Origin of the sequence: Maribacter flavus, from assembly GCF_008386635.1 — a bacterium.
In the GTDB taxonomy this organism is placed as follows: domain Bacteria; phylum Bacteroidota; class Bacteroidia; order Flavobacteriales; family Flavobacteriaceae; genus Maribacter; species Maribacter flavus.
This window is the reverse complement of the sequence record NZ_VUOE01000001.1, coordinates 597,362-616,891: the sequence shown is the minus strand read 5'-3', so window position 1 is coordinate 616,891 and position 19,530 is coordinate 597,362. Positions and strand designations below refer to the sequence as shown.

Genomic DNA, 19,530 nt, shown 5'->3' with positions numbered 1-19,530 from the left:
ATGAAGTTTATTTTCGACAGAAATACGTGGCAAGAGATATTCGGTTCTATCAGTAAGAACAAGACCAGGACCATCATTACCATTATTGGGGTTCTATGGGGCATATTTATCTATATAGCCTTGTCAGGAGCCGCCAAAGGAATGGACAATGGTTTTGAAAAGGTATTTGAAAGTGTTTCCATGAACAGTATGTTCGTATGGGGACAGAATACAAGTATGCCCTACGAAGGATTTAAAACAGGCAGGCCCATGCAATTGAAATTGGGTGACGCGGCCATGTTGGAAAATAGAATACCGGAAATCAATTATATAGCACCCAGGATCAATTTGGGCAATTTTGGAACGGAACCCGTATTTACGGTCAGAGGTCAAAAATCGGGAACGTATCCGGTAAATGGCGACTATCCTATCTATACCAAAATTGCCACCAAACAGATTTTTGATGGTGGTAGGTTTATCAATGACGAGGACATCGCCCAGGCCAGAAAGGTCTGTGTAATAGGGGAAAGAAATGTACAGGAGCTTTTTGATAAGGATGAGGAGCCCATTGGTCAGTACATAAGAATCGGGGACGTGTATTTTCAGGTTGTAGGGATACATAAACTTTCACAAGGCGTAAGCTTTGATAGCGATGCTGCGATTTTTATTCCTTTTACAACCTTCAGAAAACTTTACAATACCGGGGAAAATGTGGATTATTTCTGTATAGCGGCCTACGATGATGTGGATGTGGTTCAAGTGGAGAAGGATGTTAAGGCCTTGCTTAGAAATATCCATCGGGTAAATCCAGAGGATGAAAGGGCCTTTGGTTCCTTTAATTTGGGTGAAGCCTTTGCAAGGGTGTCCGGGTTTGCCAAGGGCATGACCTTTTTGAGCTTGGTTGTTGGTTTGGCAACGATTCTTGCGGGTGTTATCGGTATCGGAAATATATTATTGATATCCGTAAAAGAGCGGACCAAGGAATTGGGGGTGAGGCGTGCCTTGGGCGCGACGCCTGCCGAAGTCAGAAACCAGATTATTCTGGAATCCGTTTTTCTAACTATGATAGCCGGAATTATGGGAATCATACTGGGCGCAGGTGTATTGTCCATCATAAACAATCTTACCAAGGATTTGGATTTTCCATATACAAATCCAACAGTACCAATTCCTTATGTGCTTGGGGCACTTTTGATTATGGTGATCCTTGGAACCCTGATCGGATTGATACCGGCGCAACGAGCAGTAAGTATAAAACCAATAGATGCATTAAGAGAAGAATAACAACCATTTAAATAAACACTTAAAAATGAACAAAATCGTAAAATATATTTTAATAGGAGTTTTGGTGCTGGGAGCACTTTGGGCCGCGGTGTTCTTTATTAAATCGAACAGCAAATCTGCCATTACCTATGATACCAGTCAACCTTTTATTTCCAGTATTGAGAAAAAGACAGTGGCTACCGGAAAGGTTGTTCCGGAAGAGGAAATTGAAATAAAACCACAAATATCAGGGATTATCGAGAAAATATACCTGGAAGAAGGGGCCAAGGTAAAGGCTGGCGATTTGATTGCCTTGATAAAGGTCGTTCCTAACGAACAAGCCTTGTTCCAAGCACGTGGACGGGTAAACAATGCGAAGGTTGCTTTGGGCAACGCAGAACTCGATTTTAACAGAAACAAGACCTTGTTCGATAAAGGTGTGGTTTCCGCACAGGATTTCCAGAACATCCAGTTGACTTATGACCAGGCAAAACTGGAACTTGAAAATGCGCAAAACGATTACCAGATAATCCTTCGTGGTTCTGCAGGTGGATCATCCACCGCCAATACCAATATTAGGGCTACCGTGGACGGTACTATTTTGGAAATTCCCGTGGAAGAAGGAGATCAGGTTATCCAAAGTAACAATTTTAACGATGGAACAACCATTGCATCGATTGCAGATCTGGGCAAGATGATTTTTGAAGGAAAGGTAGATGAAGGAGAAGTTGGAAAGTTGCAAGTTGGGACACCTTTGAAGATAAGTTTGGGAGCCGTGGAGGATGTTGAGTTGGATGCTAAATTGAAGTTTATAGCACCAAAGGGTGTTGAGGAGACAGGTGCCGTACAGTTTAAGATAGAAGGCGATGTAGAGGAGAAAGACGATGTCTTTATCCGTGCAGGGTACAGTGCCAATGCTTCCATCGTACTGGAGAAAAAGGATAGTATTTTGGTAATTCCAGAGGCGGTTTTACAATTTGACAAGGAAACCGATAAACCTTACGTAGAGGTAGCGGTAGGCTCCGCCGAAGAGCAAAAATTTGAGCGAAGGGATATAGAAACCGGTATTTCAGATGGGGTGAATGTGGAGGTGATATCCGGATTGACAAAGGATGACAAAGTAAAACACTGGAACAAAACAGAGCCTATCAAGAAAGGTGAGGAAGAAACAGAAACAGAATAATCATCATCAATCAAAATAAAAATCAAAAAATGAAGTATACGATAACCACACTACTACTGCTTTTGGTAGCAGGTACTTCCATGGCTCAAAACAAAAAATGGACCTTGGAGGAATGTGTCACCTATGCAGTGGAAAATAACTTATCCGTTGAGCAGTTTGAACTGGATCTGGAGAATGCGAAAATCAATGAAAAGGATGCTTTTGGAAATTTTCTGCCAAACCTAAATGCCAATACCTCTTTTTCAAGTAACACTGGTTTCTCTATTAATCCAACAACCAACTTACCAACGAATAGCACTCAAAATAACGTAAATGCCGGTATCACCACAGGTGTAAATCTATTTAATGGTATGCGCGATGTGCATCAAATGAACAGATCTAAATTGAATACCATTGCCAATCAGTATCGATTGGAAGATTTAAAGGACGACATTCGATTAAATGTTGCAAATAACTACTTGCAGGTAATTTCGAACAAAGAAAGTCTTAAGGTAGCCCAGGCCCAATATGCGGTTACGGAACAGGATTTAAAACGAACCAAGGAATTGGTGGAATCTGGCGTAGTACCAATGGGAGATCTCTTGGATATTGAGGCCACTGCAGCCAATCAGCAGCAACAAATTGTAAATGCAGAAGGACAGGTTTTGATATCAAAAATTGCTTTGGCCCAGTTGATGCAGATTACTGATTACGAAAATTTTGATACGGCCGATGAATCGTATGAGGTGCCTCCCTCGCAAATATTATCGAATTCCCCAAGTACTATCTTTGCAAAAGCCTTGGAATTTAGGAATGATATTAAATTCTCCAAAGCAAATGTAGAAGTAGCTGAAAAAGACCTTCAAATTCGGAAAGGTGCTTTATTGCCCACTATAGACGCATTTGCCAATTATGGAACTAGATATTCAGATGTTGCTCAATTACCCGTTGCCGGTCTTCCACCTGGATCTCCACCCGAATTCTTTACGCCCAACTTCACGGATCAGTTGTGGATATTCGATGGCGTTTCCTACGGTGTACAGCTGAGCGTTCCTATTTTCAATGGATTTAGCACTAGGAATAATATTGATAGGGCGAAAATAGATGTGGAGCGTGCAAAGTTGCAATTTGAACAGGATAAGTTAGATCTTGAAAATACGGTTAACCAAGCCTACGTTGCGGTGAAAACTTCCGCAAAGGCATATGAGGCTGCTGAGAAAACCCTAGAGGCAAGAAGATTGGCCTTTGAATACGCCAAGGAGCGTTTTGAAGTAGGTCTTATGAATTCCTTCGATTATAGTCAGGCGCAGGCCCGCGTGGACAATGCCGAAGCCGATGTTATACGGACCAAATATGACTATATTTTCAGGATTAAGATATTGGAATTTTATTTTGGGCTCCCAGTTGTCTTGAACTAGTAGACTGACCCATCATAAAAAAACCTGTAATATTGAATTGCAGGTTTTTTTATGGTTATTATCTACCTTTGGCAAATGGCATTGATTTTAAACTTGGAAACGGCTACTACCAACTGTTCCGTGTGTTTGTCCTTAAACGGTGAAATGGTTTCCATAAAGGAAAACAACACACCAAGTTACTCCCATGCGGAACAATTACATGTTTTCATTAAAGAAAGCATGGATGAGTCCGGGTACGAAATGAGTGATTTGGATGCCGTTGCCGTGAGTATGGGTCCTGGTTCCTATACAGGCCTTAGAATTGGTGTTTCAGCGGCCAAGGGGCTTTGTTTTGCCCTTGATATTCCCCTGATTTCCATTGCAACCTTAAAAAGCTTGGCTGGCCAACTGGATGTAACCAAGGGGGATTCTATCGTCTCGGTTTTGGATGCCAGAAGAATGGAAGTCTATTCAGCAGTATTCGATGCGGATTTGAACCAAATAAGGAACACACAGGCTGAAATTGTAGATTTGGAATCCTTCCAAGACTATCTTTCAAAAAGTAAAATCCATTTTATTGGTTCCGGTGCTGAAAAAATAAAGCAAACACTACCCAATGTCAATGCCGAATTTTATATGGATGCTGTTCCATCAGCTAAGGAAATGGCAAAACTAACTTATGAAAAGTATAAGAAATTTGAATTTGAGGACGTTGCGTATTTTGAACCCTATTATTTAAAGGATTTTTTGACAACATCGACTAAAAAACAATAAAAAATACCGTTTTAAAGTTCTGGTTTTAAATCACTTTTAAGGGTATTGAAAAATTGAATCAATTGAATGGCATCCTTTTGATTTCTAAGATTTAGTTCCTGTGTCGAAATATAATCTTTCAAAGTTTTTTCGTATTGCCCTAGCGCCTTTATTATAGCTCTTTTGGAAAGATTGATGTATTCTGCCGGATTATTCCCGAATTTAAGGTAGTAAGAAGAAACATCCTTGTATTTAGGTGGGGAGAAACTATCGTAGCCGTTATCAGGGTTTTCAGCTTGTAAAAATACCTTTTTTGGCCTAAATAAAAGTTTGACGTCACCACTGTTCAAAGGATTGAAATAGGCCATTTTCGTTTTCTCACCTTCCATATATTCATCTACTTCATATATCAAATTATCAAAGGTGACCTTTATATTATTTTGTCGAAAAAGTTTTCTTGGCTTACCATTTTCATTTAGAATTTCAATTGCCTCGTTTACCGCATCGAATCGCATTAAGGCCTCTGATCTCACAACGCCGTTAATGTAAATTTTTCCGTTTTTATATATATCATTTATGTAGGCGCTACCTTCAATAGGTACTTCCCTGTAAACAATACCCACTTGAACATCAGTAGTAATACCATCACCATTACCAATCACCTGTCCATATCCTAAGGACAAAAAAAACATAAATAAAAAATATAACTTATTCATTTTAAGAAAGATAGTTAATTATTTTTCAAGTATCAACTTTTTGTCCTGTTTCTAAAATTCCTTAAAATAGATTTAGATGGTTTATGAAGAGGTTCCGTGAACAACCCTTTGTGGAAATGGAATTTCTATACCTTCCGCATCGAACCGGTGTTTTATTTCTTCCATCACATGGAAATGTGCCTTCCAGAAAACGTCATTATTGGCCCAGAAACGGAGTGTTAAATTGACAGAACTATCAGCTAGTTCCCCAACGTATACTTCAGGTGCGGGATCTTTTAAAATCGTATCGGTTTCTATACAAATTGCCAAAAGTATATCCTTGGCTTTTTTGATGTTGGAACCATAACCAATACCTACGTCTATTTTGTCCCTTCGGGTGTCCTCGGCATTATAATTTATGATGTTGTTGTTCGATAATTGACCGTTTGGCACAATTGCAACCTGGTTTCCAAAAGTCTTTAGCTTGGTAGTAAAAATCGATATCTCCTTCACCGTGCCATCAACTCCTTGTGCGGAAATAAAGTCCCCCACTTTAAAGGGCTTGAACAACAAGATAAGTACTCCACCTGCAAAATTGGCAAGGGACCCTTGTAGTGCAAGACCAATGGCCAAACCGGCAGCACCAATGATGGCGACCAAAGATGAGGATTGCACACCGAGTTGGGTGATAATCACTACAAAAAGTAGAATCTTTAGGGCAATGGATATTAGACTTTGAATAAAGGATTCCAATGAAGGGTCATAATCTTTTTTAGCAAAGAATTTGCGGACCATTTTGTTCGTAAATCGTATCGCATAGATTCCTACAAACAAGAGAATGATGGCGGCAATCAAATTGGGGAGTGCGTCCCAGAACCATTTTATAGCATTATCCAGATGTTCTTGATAGTTGGTGAATTGTTCCATAGTTGTTTTAAATAGTTTTGGCGACAACTTAAAAATTTGGAACAGTCCAATCAAAATTATTTCATTAAACTAATGTTAAGGCGGTTGGTTTTAAACCAGACGAGTCAAAGGTTGTTCTTTTTGAGTCAAATGCAATTCTGAAAGTGGAAATTTTGAACAGTCTTTTTATTCACAGAGATTCGATGATTGTCAATTATAAACAAAAAGAGGCTGTCTAAAATGTCTTATTTGGGATAGTTATCAGGTTGGGCATCGAAACCGATTTTTTATTATCAGTATGTTATAATAATTCGACACCCTCAATATGACATTCAGAACTACTTTTTAAACAGCCTCTTCAATATTGGTCAAATGCAAAAAACTTATTGCACCTCAAAGGTGATCTTTACATTTACCCTGTAGGTTACCATTTTTCCATCCTCTACGGTTGCACTTTGTTCGTTAATATATACCGAACGAATGTTCTTAACCGATTTTGAGGCTTGGGCCACTGCATTTTTTGCGGCGTCTTCCCAACTTTTATCGGAATTAGCCAATACTTCTATAACTTTTAAAACTGCCATAATTAGTGTTTTTTAGATCTCCTTGAAGTTACGGAATCTAAGTTGGAAATACGACTAATACGGGCATTATTTACCCGTTCAAGGCGACAACCTCGTTGACCCTATCGCCCATCATGTTTTTCAACATGGTCTCGATGCCGTTTTTCAGGGTATAGGTCGAGGATGGGCAACCGCTGCAGGCTCCTTGTAAAATAACGTTTACTGTTCGGCTGTTGGGCTCATAGGACTTGAACAGAATATTCCCACCGTCACTCGCCACCGCGGGCTTTACATATTCCTCCAAAATATCGATGATTTCCAAAGAGGTATCGTCCAATTCATCTTGGATGATATTCTGGGTGGGGTCCGCTGCTTGGTTTCCTTGTATGGGTTCAGCATTTGTGGTTACAATATCCCTGCCTTCCGCTATAAAGTTTCTAATAAGTTCCCTTAGCTCTATTGTTATATCGTCCCATTCGGCAACTTCGTATTTGGTCACGGATACATAGTTGTCATCGATAAAAACTTGTTTTACAAATGGAAATTGAAACAACTGTGTGGCCAAAGGGGAGTGTTTAGCTTCATCTATATTCTTGAACTCGAACATGGACCCTACGATTTTTTTACTGGCTACAAATTTCATGGTGGCGGGGTTTGGGGTAACCTCAGCGTATACGGTCACGGCGATGGGCTTGTCGGTTTCGGCTTCAATGACCACGGGCTCCCCGGCATTTAGGTATTCCACTAACTGCTGTGCCACTTCGTCCTTAACATCCTCCCATTCGACAATATCGTACCGTTCCATACCAACGAAATTCCCTGAAATGTATACCGTTTTGATAAAGGGTAGGTAAAAAAGTTGTTGTGCCAATGGGGAATTTTTGGCCTCGTCTATATTTTTGAATTCATAGTTTTGCCGTTTGACCAACATGTGGTTGGATTCAAACTTCAATATGGCAGGATTCTTGGTTTTTACGACCGTTATATTGTACTCTTTCATGTGTTCCAATTTTATAATACGTTTAAATGGATGTCAATAATCTGATAATTAGTAATTACCTTTTGTTATAGTATTTAGCTAACCATACCAAATCCCTCGATGCGGGTTTCAAAAATACGAAGGAATTCTAAGTTTATACCTACATAATAATGTACTGTTTGTACCGTTAACCATTATATTTAGTGTCATTTACACTTTTACCCCAAATTCTTGACATGAGATGTAAATTGTTCCTGTTGTTCTCCTTCCTATTATTTGGATTAAAATCCAATGGTCAAGAAGGGATTCCCGTATATTTTGATTATTTGGCGGATAATTATTATCTGGTATTTCCATCCATGGCGGGTTTTACGGAATGCGGCCAAATCAGGGCTACGGCGAGACAGCAATGGTTTGATGTGGATGATGCCCCAAACTTACAGACCTTAAACGGGCACTTTAGGTTGGGAGACTCCCCCAGCGGTTTAGGGGCCATCATTTTTAACGATGCCAATGGCTACCATTCCCAAACTGGATTCAAAGGAACCTACGCCCATCATTTGCGCATGGGTGGTGACGATGTGCGGGTCTTGAACCAGCTTTCCTTTGGTTTGAGTGGAACGGTGCTTCAAAGTAGTTTGGATGAAACGGAATTTCGTTCCGTAGCATTTGATCCTGCTATTTCAGGGATTAAGCTCAATGAGACCTATTTCAATGTGGATTTTGGAATGTCCTATGCCTATCAGGAGTTTTATACGCATTTTGCCGTCTTGAATGCACTTTCTTCGAGGCGAAACTTATATAGGATAAATCGAGCTGATGACCCGGATAATTTAACGGTTCCCAGGGTGGATAATCTTAGGAGATATCTCATTTCGGCTGGATATGTATTTGGCAGAAGCGAATGGCAATTTGAACCCTCCGTGCTTTTTCAATTGACGGATTTCACCAAGGAAAAGACCGTGGACATTAATGCGAAGCTTTACAAGGATGTTGATTTTGGTCGGATTTGGGGCGGTGTTTCCTACAGAAGGAGTTTTGATGGTGCACAGTTTCAAACGGCAACCAGTTTTGGGGAGCAACGCCTTCAATTGATTACGCCAATCGTGGGGGCAAATTTCAATAAATTTATGATCTCCTATAATTACTCGTACCAGATGGGCGATATACGTTTTGATAATGGGGGCTTTCACCAGATAACCTTAGGTTTCGATTTTTGCAAGCCCGAAAAAAGGTACGATTGTTACTGTCCCGCCGCGAATTAAAAAAGGGCCTTTTACCTTCGTAAAAGACCCGAATAAATCCGATTTTCGTTTAAGCTAATCCCATGTGTAGTTCTTTTGGGCCGCTTGTTTCTTGATAGCCTTGAGCATAGCACTTTCCAGTTCCCCTTGGGTGTTTTCCTTTTGATTTTCGCGGATATAACGTTCCCTTTTACTATTTAGTTCCGCAATTTCGGCCTGTATACGTTCCCTTTCCTTGCGTTTTTCTTCAACGTAGGATATAATTTCTTCATCCGATTTTCCTTTTAGTTCCTCGGGCAAGCTTTTTCGGTCCATTTCCTTTAATTCAAAATCTGCATCGGCCGATGCATCCACCAAATCCCATGATTTATTATTGTAAAGTCGGGAGCTTTTGCTAACGGCTCGTTTGATAGCCACACCGTATCCCACACTCATGGCATTTTCATCCTGTGAGGCTTGGTTTTCCTCATATTCGCTCGCCCTGGCACCGTATGAAATGTACGTTTTGTTCAACCTTGAATTCAATTTGATGATGATGTCGTCATACGGTGTGTTGATATGTACCACTTCCCTATTATGGTCTATGGCCATATATTCACCACCTGTCAGTTGGGCTCCTTTTTTCCATTGCGTTTCAATGCCCAGTTCGTAGTTTCCACAGAATATGGTGTTTACGATAACATCATGTTCTTTGGCATTGGTTAGGGCATCCTTGTAGTGAAGCCTTCCTTGGGTGAAAGGTTCGTTGCCAGCAATGAATATCATTCTCAAGTTATCTGGATCTTTGCCCCATTCCAATTGTTTCAAGGAGGTTTGGATTACCTCGCCGCAATACTCCTCTCCTCCATTGGTGGTCAATGAAAATAGTTTTTCTGATATCTCGTCCAGGTCACTGCTAAAATTCAGAACTTGCTGTATGTAACCTTCCCTATAGGAAAGCGCGTCATTGCCATATTGGTACAAAGCGATTTCAAGTTCCGGTCTGGTTTCATTTCCGCACTTAGCCCTTGTGAATTCGTTGACGATGTCCCATAATTGGGATTTCGCCTGATTTATCAATCCGTCCATACTGTTACTGGTATCCAATAACAGGGCAATTTTAACAGTCCGTTTATTTGATTTATTGGAAGGTTCGACCCTTTTCGCCAACAGGATTTGTTTTTCCTTTTTTGGTTCGTTTTTACATCCATAGCTTACCGCCATGGATAGTACCGTAAAACCTAGGGTCATTATTTTTTGATATTTTTTCATACGTTTTGAATTAAATTAAAAGCTTGATTTTTAAATAGTTCCTTTTGTAGAGGAATTACTCACTATATCAAATCCCTTGATGAGGGTTTCATCGTTTTATTGATTTGATTACACTGTAAACCTAGAATGAAACTTTTTGGATACATAACCGTTTTTAGGGAACGTGCCTTTTGGATGAGGTAACCAAACCTTTCTTTTAGTAACGTGGGAAAGTAGGGTGGAAATCCAGGTAATTACCTAAAATCCACATTTTTTAGTGTGCTAGGAATCATCTAAGTTTACAGTCATGTGATCAGAAAAAAAATAGATGCGGGCATCCCTTTTACATATAATCATTCCATTTCTTTTCGTGAGCGCTTTGGGCTTGGCCCAAAACAACGGAACTCCAAAATTTGTACTCAAGGGCTTGGTGGAATCCCAAAAATCCAATAAACCCATTCAGGGCGTATCCGTATCCACAAGCTCCGGGCAGTTTACGTATTCGAATGGTCTGGGAGAATTCAGGATTTCCGTTTCCATTGGTGAGCGGTTGATTTTGGAACACCCCAGTTTTGAGACTGTTAGGCATCAAGTGACCAGCAGGGATGATATCAAACTACAGGTGGTTGAAGAAAGTAAAAAGGATGATACCCTAAGTAGGTCCTCAATGTCCAGAAATAGGGTCCTGAGCAACCAGGCTTTTTTGGATTCCGCGGAATACTATAAGAAAACGGATATTGCCAGAAGCATCGATTTTGTGGCCCAAAGCTTGGAGGTTTTGGGTACCGATGGCGATAAGGACCAACTGGCAAAATCCCTGACCAAATTGGGGGAAATCTATTTACATCACAAACAATATGATTTGGCCATCGATAATTTTGAGGACGCCTTAAAGGCCAATAAAACCATAGCAACATCCTTAATGTTGGCCAGGACCTATGAAATCACGGATCAATTTGATGCGGCCGAAAATGTGTTGAAATCGCTTGAGAGACTCAAGAATATGGTGCCCTACCAACGAGTTGAACTCTATGAGATCTTTGGGGATATCAAGAAAGGAACCGGCGATACTCCATTGGCGGTAGACTATTACAACGAAGGTTTAAAGGTGGCCTCCCAGAACCAGATTACCCCCAAGATGACCGATCTAAATTCCAAAATCGCGGATGCCTATGCGCAGGATAATAAGGTAATGGAGGCCGAGGTCTATTATGGCAATTCCGTAGAACTGGCCAGCAAATTGGCCCCAAAGAGGGTACTGCAGGAGCGTGAAAAAGTGGCTGATTTCTACAACAAAAGGAACGAGTATAAAGAGGAAATAGCCATCAGAAAGAATAGTTTGGAGGCCTTGGGCAAGCTGAACATTTCTGAAGCAGATGGAACAATGAATCTGGGCGATACCATCACAAGCCAGCGCATCAATTATAAGATTGCGAACGCCTACATCGCGCAGGACAAATACGAGGAGGCGATACCCTATCTACAGAAGAGTATCGTTCAGGCGGATTCGGATAACGACCTAGTCGTGCAAAAAGATGCCACGAGGAAACTATCCGAAGTATATGAATTCAAAGGCGAGTACAACAGGGCCCTAGAAACCTATCAGGACTATGTGGCCCTTGTGGATACCTTGTACATACGGAAGGAACAGGAAATTTCCAGGGCGGCCCGGTTCAATAGGGAAATTGCCATTACCCAGAGTAGGATTATCGGCTTGGAACAGGAGCGGGAACTGTCACAAAGTAAATATGAATTGGCCTTGACGGAACAGGAATTGGCCGAGGAAAGTTACAAGCGGCAACGATACATTATTTATTCCCTGATATTCGGATTATTGCTTACCGGCTTGGCGGCGTTCTTTTTTTACAGGAGCAACCAACAACAAAAGTTAGCCAACAATCTACTGGCCTTGAAATCCTTACGGTCCCAGATGAATCCGCATTTTATTTTCAACGCACTTAATTCTGTCAACAATTATATTTCCAAGAGCGATGAGCGAAGTGCAAACAGATACTTGAGCGATTTCTCAAGACTGATGCGGTCCGTGCTGGAAAATTCAGAGGAGGATTTTATACCCTTGACCAAGGAGTTGGAACTTTTGGAACTGTATATAAAATTGGAACATTCACGCTTTCCGGATAAATTCGATTATGTACTTCAAGTCGATGAAAACCTGGATGTTTCCACGTTTCAGATTCCGCCCATGTTACTCCAGCCGTATATAGAAAATGCGATTTGGCACGGACTCAGGTATAAGGAAGAAAAGGGCCGATTGGAAGTGAAGGTCCAGGCAAAAAATGAAGATGAACTGGAAATATTGGTGTCCGATGATGGTATTGGCAGGACAAAATCAGCCGAACTTAAAACTGTCAACCAACGGAAGCAGAAATCCACGGGAATGGGAAATATAAAACAACGAATCGCCATTTTGAACGATATGTACGGCGATAAGGTGTCGGTTTCCATTTCCAATTTAAAAACGAACGGTGAGGGTACCCAAGTACTGTTTACCTTAAAGAAAGACAAATGACCTTAAACGCAATTTTAGTAGAGGACGAGGCCAATAGCAGGGAGATCCTTGGCAATTATATACATAAATATTGTCCGGATGTCAACCTTGTGGGCATGGCGGCCTCCATAAAGGAAGGTTTGGAACTGATCAAAAACAATGATTTGGACCTGGTCTTTTTGGATGTAGAAATGCCCTTTGGCAATGCCTTTGACCTTTTGGACCAAGTTCCGGACCGCAGTTTTGAGACCGTATTCGTGACAGCCTATGACCATTATGCCAAGGATGCCTTAAACCACCATGCGGCCTACTACCTTACCAAGCCTATAAATATTGATGAGCTGGTCAAGGCGGTGGACTATGTACAGGAAGTAAAAACCAAGGAAAATCGTTTGCAGGAAAAGGTGTTGAATACAAATGCTAAAAGTATCCAAGGAAAACTGACACTTCCCCAACAGGATGGTTTTCAGGTACTCAATGTGGAAGAAATCCTATATTGTAAGGCCGATGATAACTACACGGAAATCTATTTGGAAACTAAAAAGATCTTGGTGAGCAAAACACTCAAATATTTTGAGGATGCCTTGGTCGAATTCCATTTTGCAAGAATCCACAAATCCTATTTGGTCAATGTGACTGAAGTGGTGAAATATAAGAAGGGAAAGGGCGGTAGCGTGGTATTGTCAAATGGAAAGGAATTATTGGTCTCAGCCTCCAAAAAAAAGGATTTATTGTCCTATTTTGACTAAAATAAAAAGAAGACTATGATCAAAGAGGTTAATGGAAAACACCCAGAAATAGGAGAGGATTGTTTTATTGCCGAAAACGCGACGATCGTGGGCGATGTCACCATGGGAAATCAATGCAGCGTTTGGTTCAATGCCGTTATACGGGGAGATGTACATTTTATAAAAATCGGGGATAAGGTAAATGTGCAGGATGGAGCGGTCATTCATTGTACCTATCAAAAATCGCCAACAACTATCGGAAACAATGTTTCCATTGGGCATAACGCCATTGTACATGGCTGTACTATCAAGGATAATGTGCTGATCGGGATGGGAAGCATCGTGATGGACGATTGTGTGGTGGAGAGTAACAGTATCATTGCTGCGGGTGCCGTGGTGACGAAGGGGACACATGTGCCATCCGGTAGTGTTTTTGCTGGGATGCCCGCAAAGAAAATCAAGGATATTAGTCCGGAGTTGAGCGCCGGGGAAATCAATAGAATCGCTGAAGCCTACATACTGTACTCCGGTTGGTTTAAGGAAAATAATTGACTTGATTGACCAACTGAAGGTACCTTTCGACGATTATCCTTACTTTTGCCCAACCTAAATTTAAAACGATGAACGCTTACATTTTTCCCGGACAGGGAGCGCAGTTTGTAGGTATGGGATTGGACTTATACGAAAAATATCCCGTTGCCAAGGAAATGTTCCATACCGCCAATGAAATACTTGGTTTTCCAATTACCGAAACCATGTTCCATGGAACTGCTGAAGGCTTGAAGGAAACCAAGATCACACAGCCTGCCATTTTTCTGCATTCCGTTATTTTAAGCAAGGTGATGGGCAACATCTTTAAGCCCGATATGGTTGCGGGGCACTCCCTTGGGGAATTCAGTGCCTTAGTGGCCAACGGCACCCTTACTTTTGAGGACGGGCTTCAATTGGTATCCAAGCGGGCTTTGGCCATGCAACGGGCCTGTGAGATACAGCCCAGTACAATGGCCGCCGTGTTGGGATTGGACGATGCGACCGTTGAAAAAATCTGCACGGAAACACCGGGAATCGTGGTCGCTGCGAATTACAACTGCCCAGGGCAATTGGTTATTTCAGGGGAAGTGGAAGCTGTGAACCGCGCTTGTGAAAAATTGAAGGAGGCTGGTGCCAGAAGGGCCCTTGTCCTGCCCGTGGGCGGAGCTTTTCATTCACCATTGATGGAACCTGCCAGGGAAGAGTTGGCAAGCGCCATAGAAGAAACCAATTTTGCCGCTCCAAGTTGCCCTATCTATCAGAATGTAACGACCACTGCGGTAAACGATGCTGATGAAATCAAGAAAAACCTGATTTCCCAACTGACGGCTCCCGTAAAGTGGACCCAAAGTGTGCAACAGATGATTGTCGATGGTGCAACGATCTTCACGGAAATCGGACCGGGAAAAGTACTTCAGGGATTGGTCAAGAAGATAGATGGTTCCGCAGAGACCCTATCCCCAGAGTTGGATTAGAACGCGTACACCATAAAAAAGGTAGTTTATCAAGAAAATAGCTTTTTAATCTGTTAATTAAGGGTTTAGGAGCAATTTTTTGGTATTATTGGCTTCTGTTTTTGTCGTATTGGGCATTTTTGGAACACTGTCCAATGTTTTATAAGTAACGCTATGAATTTGAATAATAACCTCCGCACTTTACGCAAAGTCCCAAAACTTTCCTTTCATAATTGGGTCTTTTTTATGGTACTCTTCTTCACTTTAGGTTTTATGGGTGGGGATGTGTACGGACAAACGGTTTCCATATCGGCATCGCAACCCAATGCCGATGAAGATGGTCCTGTAGATGGACAGTTTACTGTAAGTGTAACTGGAGGCGGAATTGGTAATAATTATATTATTGGGTTGGGTCTAGACGGAGCAAGTACTGCGACATCTGGAGCTGATTTTAATCCAATCCCCGCTCAAGTAGCAATAACAACCGGTATTTTTGGAACCGGATTTGCCATTGTTGATTTGGAAGTTCTGGACGATTTTTTTGTTGAGGTTACTGAGAATGTAATAGTGAATATTACAACTGTACCTTCAGGCACTACTATTGGAACGGGCAGCGCAACGATCAACATTGCTGACGATGATGTTGCCGGTGTAAATGTTACTCCTACTATCGGAACTACCACAGAAGCTGGTGGCACTGCAACTTTTACATTCACACTAACAAGCCAACCAACTGCAAGTGTTACCATACCCATAAATAATTATGATGCGACCGAGAACTCTGGGCCAGCGAGTGTGGTCATTCCGCCAGCACAATGGAACACTGGCGTCGATTTGACTATAACCGGATTGGATGATGCAATTGCGGACGGAGACATTACCACAACGATAAATACCGGTAACGTAACTTCTCCAGATCCCAATTATGATGCTTTAAGTGGAGCAGATGTGGCACAATTAACGGTTACTAATGAGGATGACGATACGGCCACATTGACCATTGAAGATGTTTCTCAAACCGAAGGTCTGTCCATGCAGTTTACGGTTACTTTGAATAACGCTGTGGCAAATCCTTTTTCTGTGAATGTGAATTTTGGAGGAGGAACCGCTCAAGGTGGAGCTCCTCCTTTAGTTGCGCCCGAGGACTATAATAATGTTCAGCAGACGTTAAATTTTAATGGTACAGCTGGTGAAACTAGACAATTCAACGTTTCGTCTTTAAACGATAATATTTTGGAAGCAGATGAAACTTTTATAGTCTCATTAACAGCGTCGGACCCTTTGATTGATGATTCTGATACCGCAATAGGCACCATTCTAAATGACGATGTGGGACAAGTTACAGTGGTGACAGAACCTGGTAGAGAGACCACGAACGAAGAAGGTGGAGGTGGGGGTAATAGAGGAAGATTCCAGATAAACCTTAGCCAACCCAATACCACAGGAAGTGATATCACTGTAACATACTCATTTAGTGGAACGGCAACAGCTTCTGGGCCGGGGCAGGATTTCAATGAAAGTGGGGCCGGTACGGCTGTCTTTGGAAACAACGATGATTCCATAGATATTAATATAACCCCAATAAATGATACTGCAGTGGAAGGCGATGAAACGGTAGTACTCAATTTGGGTACGGTCAGTTCATCGGCCTATGCCATAGGCGCCCCTAATTCGGCTATCGTAACCATATTGGACGATGATATTTTCACGGCAACCATTACTGCAACGGATGCCACTGCTGCAGAAAACACTCCTGCCACGGCAACCGGACTTTTCACCATAGACTTGGGGTCGCCGAATACTACCGGCGGACCTATTGTCGTTACCTACAATATTACGGGAACGGCAACTAATGGAACGGATTATGCCAATATAGGTGCTAGCGTAAGCATACCTAACGGACAACAATTTAGAACAGTTTCCATAACACCAATAGATGATCAAATACAGGAAGGTACCGAAACCGTAATTTTAACTTTGACCGATAGTTCCCCGGATTACGATTTGGGAACGGCGGGGACAAGATCTGCAACGGTAAACATTGCTGACAATGATCAAGCCACCTTAACCATTTCTGATGTTACGGCCAATGAGAATGTCGCTTCAGGAGAGATGGTTTTTGAGGTTGTACTGGATATTGCGGTAGCTGGGGGGACCACTGTTTCTTATACTATTTCTGATGGTACGGCAACAGGGGGTGGCGTTGATTACACGGCCTCAGACGGTAATTTGTCCTTTACAGGTACGGCCGGTGAAGTAGAAACGATTACAGTGACCTTAGTAGATGATCAACTATTGGAGGATAGTGAAACCTTTACGGTTCAATTGGGTTCACCTACCAATGGAGTTCAGTTAACAAATGGGGGTACGGCCATAGGAACCATCAATGACGATGATAATTGTGTGGCGGCACCAGAACTGGATACAAGCTTGGAAACAACGTTTTGTGGCGTGGAATCAACCTCAGGACCCACACCCATTTTTCAGAATACAACGATTTCTAGTTTGGATGATTATACAAGCACAACGCCCCCTGCCGGACGGGTAGGTTCCACAAGGTTAGTATGGAGTACCAGTAATGACCCGTTAAACGAGAATGCCTATTTATTACCGGCCGAGGTTGACAATCCTACTTTAGAAGGTTCTTATTTTGGATTTTTCCTAGACGATAACGGTACGCCCAATAATTTTGCCGATGACTGTGCCAGTGGTACGATTGAGGTACAACTTACCTTGAATATCATTCCTCAAATAATTCAAACAAACAATGGTGAGGCTTGTGGACCCGGAACAGTAGAGCTTTCGGCTGAGGCCAGTGGAGGAGCTTCCCTAAGCTGGTACACTTCTCCAACTGCGGTTACACCTATTGGGGCCGGTGAAAATTTCACTACCCCCAATATTTCATCGACAACCAGTTTTTATGTAGAAGCCGTTTCCAACGGATGCGTTTCCGAAAGGGTTGAGGTGGTTGCTACCATAGGTAATGAGCCTACTACGGGTACCATTGTTGCGAATGGAGGCGCCTGTAGTGTTGCCGCCTTTGGTAATACGGTCGTTGATTTGGACAGTAGATTGGTAGGTGCAAGTGCTGGAACATGGACGGCAAACGGAAATACCTTGGTCATAAATGCTGATAACGAAGTGGATTTTGAAGGCGTTCCCAATGGCCCCTATACCTTTACCTATACCACCAATGTGGCCACGGCACCTTGTACCGATATCTCCGTAGATGTGGTAATTACCGTAAGCGACTGTAATGTGGACGATGATAACGACGGATTGTTAACAGGTGAGGAATTTGCACTTGATTTAGATCCAAATAACCCAGATACTGATGGGGATGGAATCTTGGACGGGGAGGAAGTTGGTCCCGATATTCAAAATCCTTTGGATGAGGACGGAGATGGTATTATCGATGCCTTGGATTCCAATATCTTGGATTCTGATGGTGATGGTGTCAATGATCAGCAGGATCCTGCCAACGATAATCCATGTATTCCCGATAATTCTAGCCCGGACTGCCCAGTTGATTTGGAAATTACCAAAGTAGCCGATCGTGAAAATGTAGCTCCGGGAGAAGAAATTACGTTTACCATAACGGTAAGGAACCTAACAGATAAACCAGTGGATGAGGTCATCATAGTTGATGATTTGACCGGTACGGGATTTGACTATGTGTCCCATACAACGTCTTTAGGAGAATATAGCCCACTTGACGAATCATGGACATGGACAATGGTCAATTTACCGGCATTGGGAACAGCCACTTTGGATATTAAAGCGATAGTGCTGGAGGATGGAAGCTACACGAATATGGCGGAATTAATTACTTCAACGCCATTGGATGATAATCCTGAAAATGATAAGGGAATCCTTTCAATAGAAACACAAGTATACGAAGGCATAGATTTGGACATAGAAAAGTCAGTGAACAATGAAACACCTTTGGTGGGAGAACAGATTACGTTCACCATCAAGGTAACCAATCTTACCAATGCATCGGACTTTGCGGAAGCCATTGAAAATATCATAGTACGCGATAGTATCGAGGTAGGGAAAGAGTCCCTTTTTGAATATGAATTTAGTAGTGCAAGCATCGGTGTATATGCTGAAGAAACTGGTATTTGGACAATACCTTCATTACTGGCCGGTGAGGAAAATGCTGTCGAGCTGCAAATTACGGGTAGGGTTACCGCTGTGGGAAGTTTCAGGAATACGGCCATCATTGACCGTTCGTCGCCCAGGGACAGTAAGGATGCGACCAACAATCAAAGTACGATAGAAATTACCATAAACGAACGGACATCCGCTGACCCCGGTTTCCTATTCAATCAGTTTTCACCCAATGGAGATGGAACCAACGATGTTTTACGACTAAACCTAGAGGATGCAGACAACAACCTGGTGGGAATCCAATATGCCATTTCGATTGTGGACAGGTATGGAAATACGGTTTTTGAGGGGGCGGATACAGTACAAAATGGAAGCCAATCCGTTGCGGATGTATGGGACGGAACTTTTAAGGGCAAGGAAGTGCCCAAGGGGACATATTTCTACGTACTGGAATATACTTTGTTGGATGCCCTTGGTCCCATGGAAAGTAAGACGGACAAAGGTTGGATCCAATTAATTAGATAG

Annotated in this window: 15 protein-coding genes; 10 read left to right on the top strand and 5 right to left on the bottom strand. The window is 42.0% G+C overall.

Annotated elements, in window-relative coordinates:
- From F0361_RS02840 to tsaB, 4 genes are all read left to right on the top strand, one after another.
- Nucleotides 1-1,263, top strand: a complete 1,263-nt coding sequence (locus F0361_RS02840) for an ABC transporter permease (protein WP_154917142.1) — start codon at nucleotides 1-3, stop codon at nucleotides 1,261-1,263.
- Nucleotides 1,264-1,288: 25 nt separating this feature from the next.
- A complete protein-coding gene (locus F0361_RS02835; RefSeq protein WP_154917141.1) occupies nucleotides 1,289-2,425 on the top strand; it encodes an efflux RND transporter periplasmic adaptor subunit in 1,137 nt (378 codons plus the stop codon).
- Between the two features lie 29 nt (nucleotides 2,426-2,454).
- Nucleotides 2,455-3,822, top strand: a complete 1,368-nt coding sequence (locus F0361_RS02830; protein ID WP_154917140.1) for a TolC family protein — start codon at nucleotides 2,455-2,457, stop codon at nucleotides 3,820-3,822.
- A gap of 75 nt (nucleotides 3,823-3,897) precedes the next feature.
- Entirely contained in the window at nucleotides 3,898-4,575 is a 678-nt protein-coding gene (gene tsaB / locus F0361_RS02825) for a tRNA (adenosine(37)-N6)-threonylcarbamoyltransferase complex dimerization subunit type 1 TsaB (RefSeq protein WP_154917139.1), read from the top strand.
- An 11-nt stretch (nucleotides 4,576-4,586) separates the two neighbouring features.
- Here the strand turns inward: tsaB and F0361_RS02820 are convergent, their stop codons facing one another.
- The 4 genes from F0361_RS02820 to F0361_RS02805 all read right to left on the bottom strand — a co-directional run bounded on the left by F0361_RS02820 (nucleotide 4,587) and on the right by F0361_RS02805 (nucleotide 7,718).
- Nucleotides 4,587-5,270: a hypothetical protein gene (locus F0361_RS02820; RefSeq protein WP_211361136.1), complete on the bottom strand. Its 684-nt coding sequence runs from the start codon at nucleotides 5,268-5,270 to the stop codon at nucleotides 4,587-4,589.
- Nucleotides 5,271-5,351: 81 nt separating this feature from the next.
- On the bottom strand, nucleotides 5,352-6,176 hold the full coding sequence (locus F0361_RS02815; protein ID WP_154917138.1) for a mechanosensitive ion channel family protein: 825 nt from the start codon (nucleotides 6,174-6,176) through the stop codon (nucleotides 5,352-5,354).
- A gap of 362 nt (nucleotides 6,177-6,538) precedes the next feature.
- The gene (locus tag F0361_RS02810) at nucleotides 6,539-6,739 is read right to left on the bottom strand and encodes a dodecin family protein (protein ID WP_138258742.1); all 201 of its coding nucleotides are present in this window, start codon (nucleotides 6,737-6,739) and stop codon (nucleotides 6,539-6,541) included.
- 70 nt (nucleotides 6,740-6,809) lie between these two features.
- Complete coding sequence (locus tag F0361_RS02805) at nucleotides 6,810-7,718, bottom strand: NifU family protein (RefSeq protein WP_154917137.1); 909 nt, start codon at nucleotides 7,716-7,718, stop codon at nucleotides 6,810-6,812.
- A gap of 215 nt (nucleotides 7,719-7,933) precedes the next feature.
- Between F0361_RS02805 and F0361_RS02800 the strand changes: the two genes are divergently transcribed.
- On the top strand, nucleotides 7,934-8,962 hold the full coding sequence (locus F0361_RS02800; RefSeq protein WP_138258740.1) for a PorP/SprF family type IX secretion system membrane protein: 1,029 nt from the start codon (nucleotides 7,934-7,936) through the stop codon (nucleotides 8,960-8,962).
- A gap of 54 nt (nucleotides 8,963-9,016) precedes the next feature.
- Here the strand turns inward: F0361_RS02800 and F0361_RS02795 are convergent, their stop codons facing one another.
- Nucleotides 9,017-10,192, bottom strand: a complete 1,176-nt coding sequence (locus F0361_RS02795) for a vWA domain-containing protein (protein ID WP_154917136.1) — start codon at nucleotides 10,190-10,192, stop codon at nucleotides 9,017-9,019.
- 307 nt (nucleotides 10,193-10,499) lie between these two features.
- Between F0361_RS02795 and F0361_RS02790 the strand changes: the two genes are divergently transcribed.
- The 5 genes from F0361_RS02790 (at nucleotide 10,500) to F0361_RS02770 (ending at nucleotide 19,530) form a co-directional block, all read left to right on the top strand.
- Nucleotides 10,500-12,701, top strand: coding sequence for a histidine kinase (locus tag F0361_RS02790; RefSeq protein ID WP_154917135.1), 2,202 nt, complete (start codon nucleotides 10,500-10,502; stop codon nucleotides 12,699-12,701).
- Nucleotides 12,698-13,429, top strand: coding sequence for a LytR/AlgR family response regulator transcription factor (locus F0361_RS02785; RefSeq protein ID WP_154917134.1), 732 nt, complete (start codon nucleotides 12,698-12,700; stop codon nucleotides 13,427-13,429). The genes F0361_RS02790 and F0361_RS02785 overlap by 4 nt, the downstream gene beginning before the upstream one ends.
- A 15-nt stretch (nucleotides 13,430-13,444) precedes the next feature.
- Complete coding sequence (locus tag F0361_RS02780) at nucleotides 13,445-13,960, top strand: gamma carbonic anhydrase family protein (RefSeq protein WP_154917133.1); 516 nt, start codon at nucleotides 13,445-13,447, stop codon at nucleotides 13,958-13,960.
- A 68-nt stretch (nucleotides 13,961-14,028) separates the two neighbouring features.
- Entirely contained in the window at nucleotides 14,029-14,913 is an 885-nt protein-coding gene (fabD, locus tag F0361_RS02775; protein ID WP_154917132.1) for an ACP S-malonyltransferase, read from the top strand.
- Between the two features lie 153 nt (nucleotides 14,914-15,066).
- Entirely contained in the window at nucleotides 15,067-19,530 is a 4,464-nt protein-coding gene (locus F0361_RS02770) for a Calx-beta domain-containing protein (protein ID WP_154917131.1), read from the top strand.

Bases quoted from the DNA above. Each gene is read 5' to 3' on its own strand.
- F0361_RS02840 (WP_154917142.1), top strand. From the start codon at position 1: ATGAAGTTTATTTTCGACAGAAATACGTGGCAAGAGATATTCGGTTCT.
- F0361_RS02835 (WP_154917141.1), top strand. From the start codon at position 1,289: ATGAACAAAATCGTAAAATATATTTTAATAGGAGTTTTGGTGCTGGGA.
- F0361_RS02830 (WP_154917140.1), top strand. From the start codon at position 2,455: ATGAAGTATACGATAACCACACTACTACTGCTTTTGGTAGCAGGTACT.
- tsaB (WP_154917139.1), top strand. From the start codon at position 3,898: ATGGCATTGATTTTAAACTTGGAAACGGCTACTACCAACTGTTCCGTG.
- F0361_RS02820 (WP_211361136.1), bottom strand. From the start codon at position 5,270: ATGAATAAGTTATATTTTTTATTTATGTTTTTTTTGTCCTTAGGATAT.
- F0361_RS02815 (WP_154917138.1), bottom strand. From the start codon at position 6,176: ATGGAACAATTCACCAACTATCAAGAACATCTGGATAATGCTATAAAA.
- F0361_RS02810 (WP_138258742.1), bottom strand. From the start codon at position 6,739: ATGGCAGTTTTAAAAGTTATAGAAGTATTGGCTAATTCCGATAAAAGT.
- F0361_RS02805 (WP_154917137.1), bottom strand. From the start codon at position 7,718: ATGAAAGAGTACAATATAACGGTCGTAAAAACCAAGAATCCTGCCATA.
- F0361_RS02800 (WP_138258740.1), top strand. From the start codon at position 7,934: ATGAGATGTAAATTGTTCCTGTTGTTCTCCTTCCTATTATTTGGATTA.
- F0361_RS02795 (WP_154917136.1), bottom strand. From the start codon at position 10,192: ATGAAAAAATATCAAAAAATAATGACCCTAGGTTTTACGGTACTATCC.
- F0361_RS02790 (WP_154917135.1), top strand. From the start codon at position 10,500: ATGCGGGCATCCCTTTTACATATAATCATTCCATTTCTTTTCGTGAGC.
- F0361_RS02785 (WP_154917134.1), top strand. From the start codon at position 12,698: ATGACCTTAAACGCAATTTTAGTAGAGGACGAGGCCAATAGCAGGGAG.
- F0361_RS02780 (WP_154917133.1), top strand. From the start codon at position 13,445: ATGATCAAAGAGGTTAATGGAAAACACCCAGAAATAGGAGAGGATTGT.
- fabD (WP_154917132.1), top strand. From the start codon at position 14,029: ATGAACGCTTACATTTTTCCCGGACAGGGAGCGCAGTTTGTAGGTATG.
- F0361_RS02770 (WP_154917131.1), top strand. From the start codon at position 15,067: ATGAATTTGAATAATAACCTCCGCACTTTACGCAAAGTCCCAAAACTT.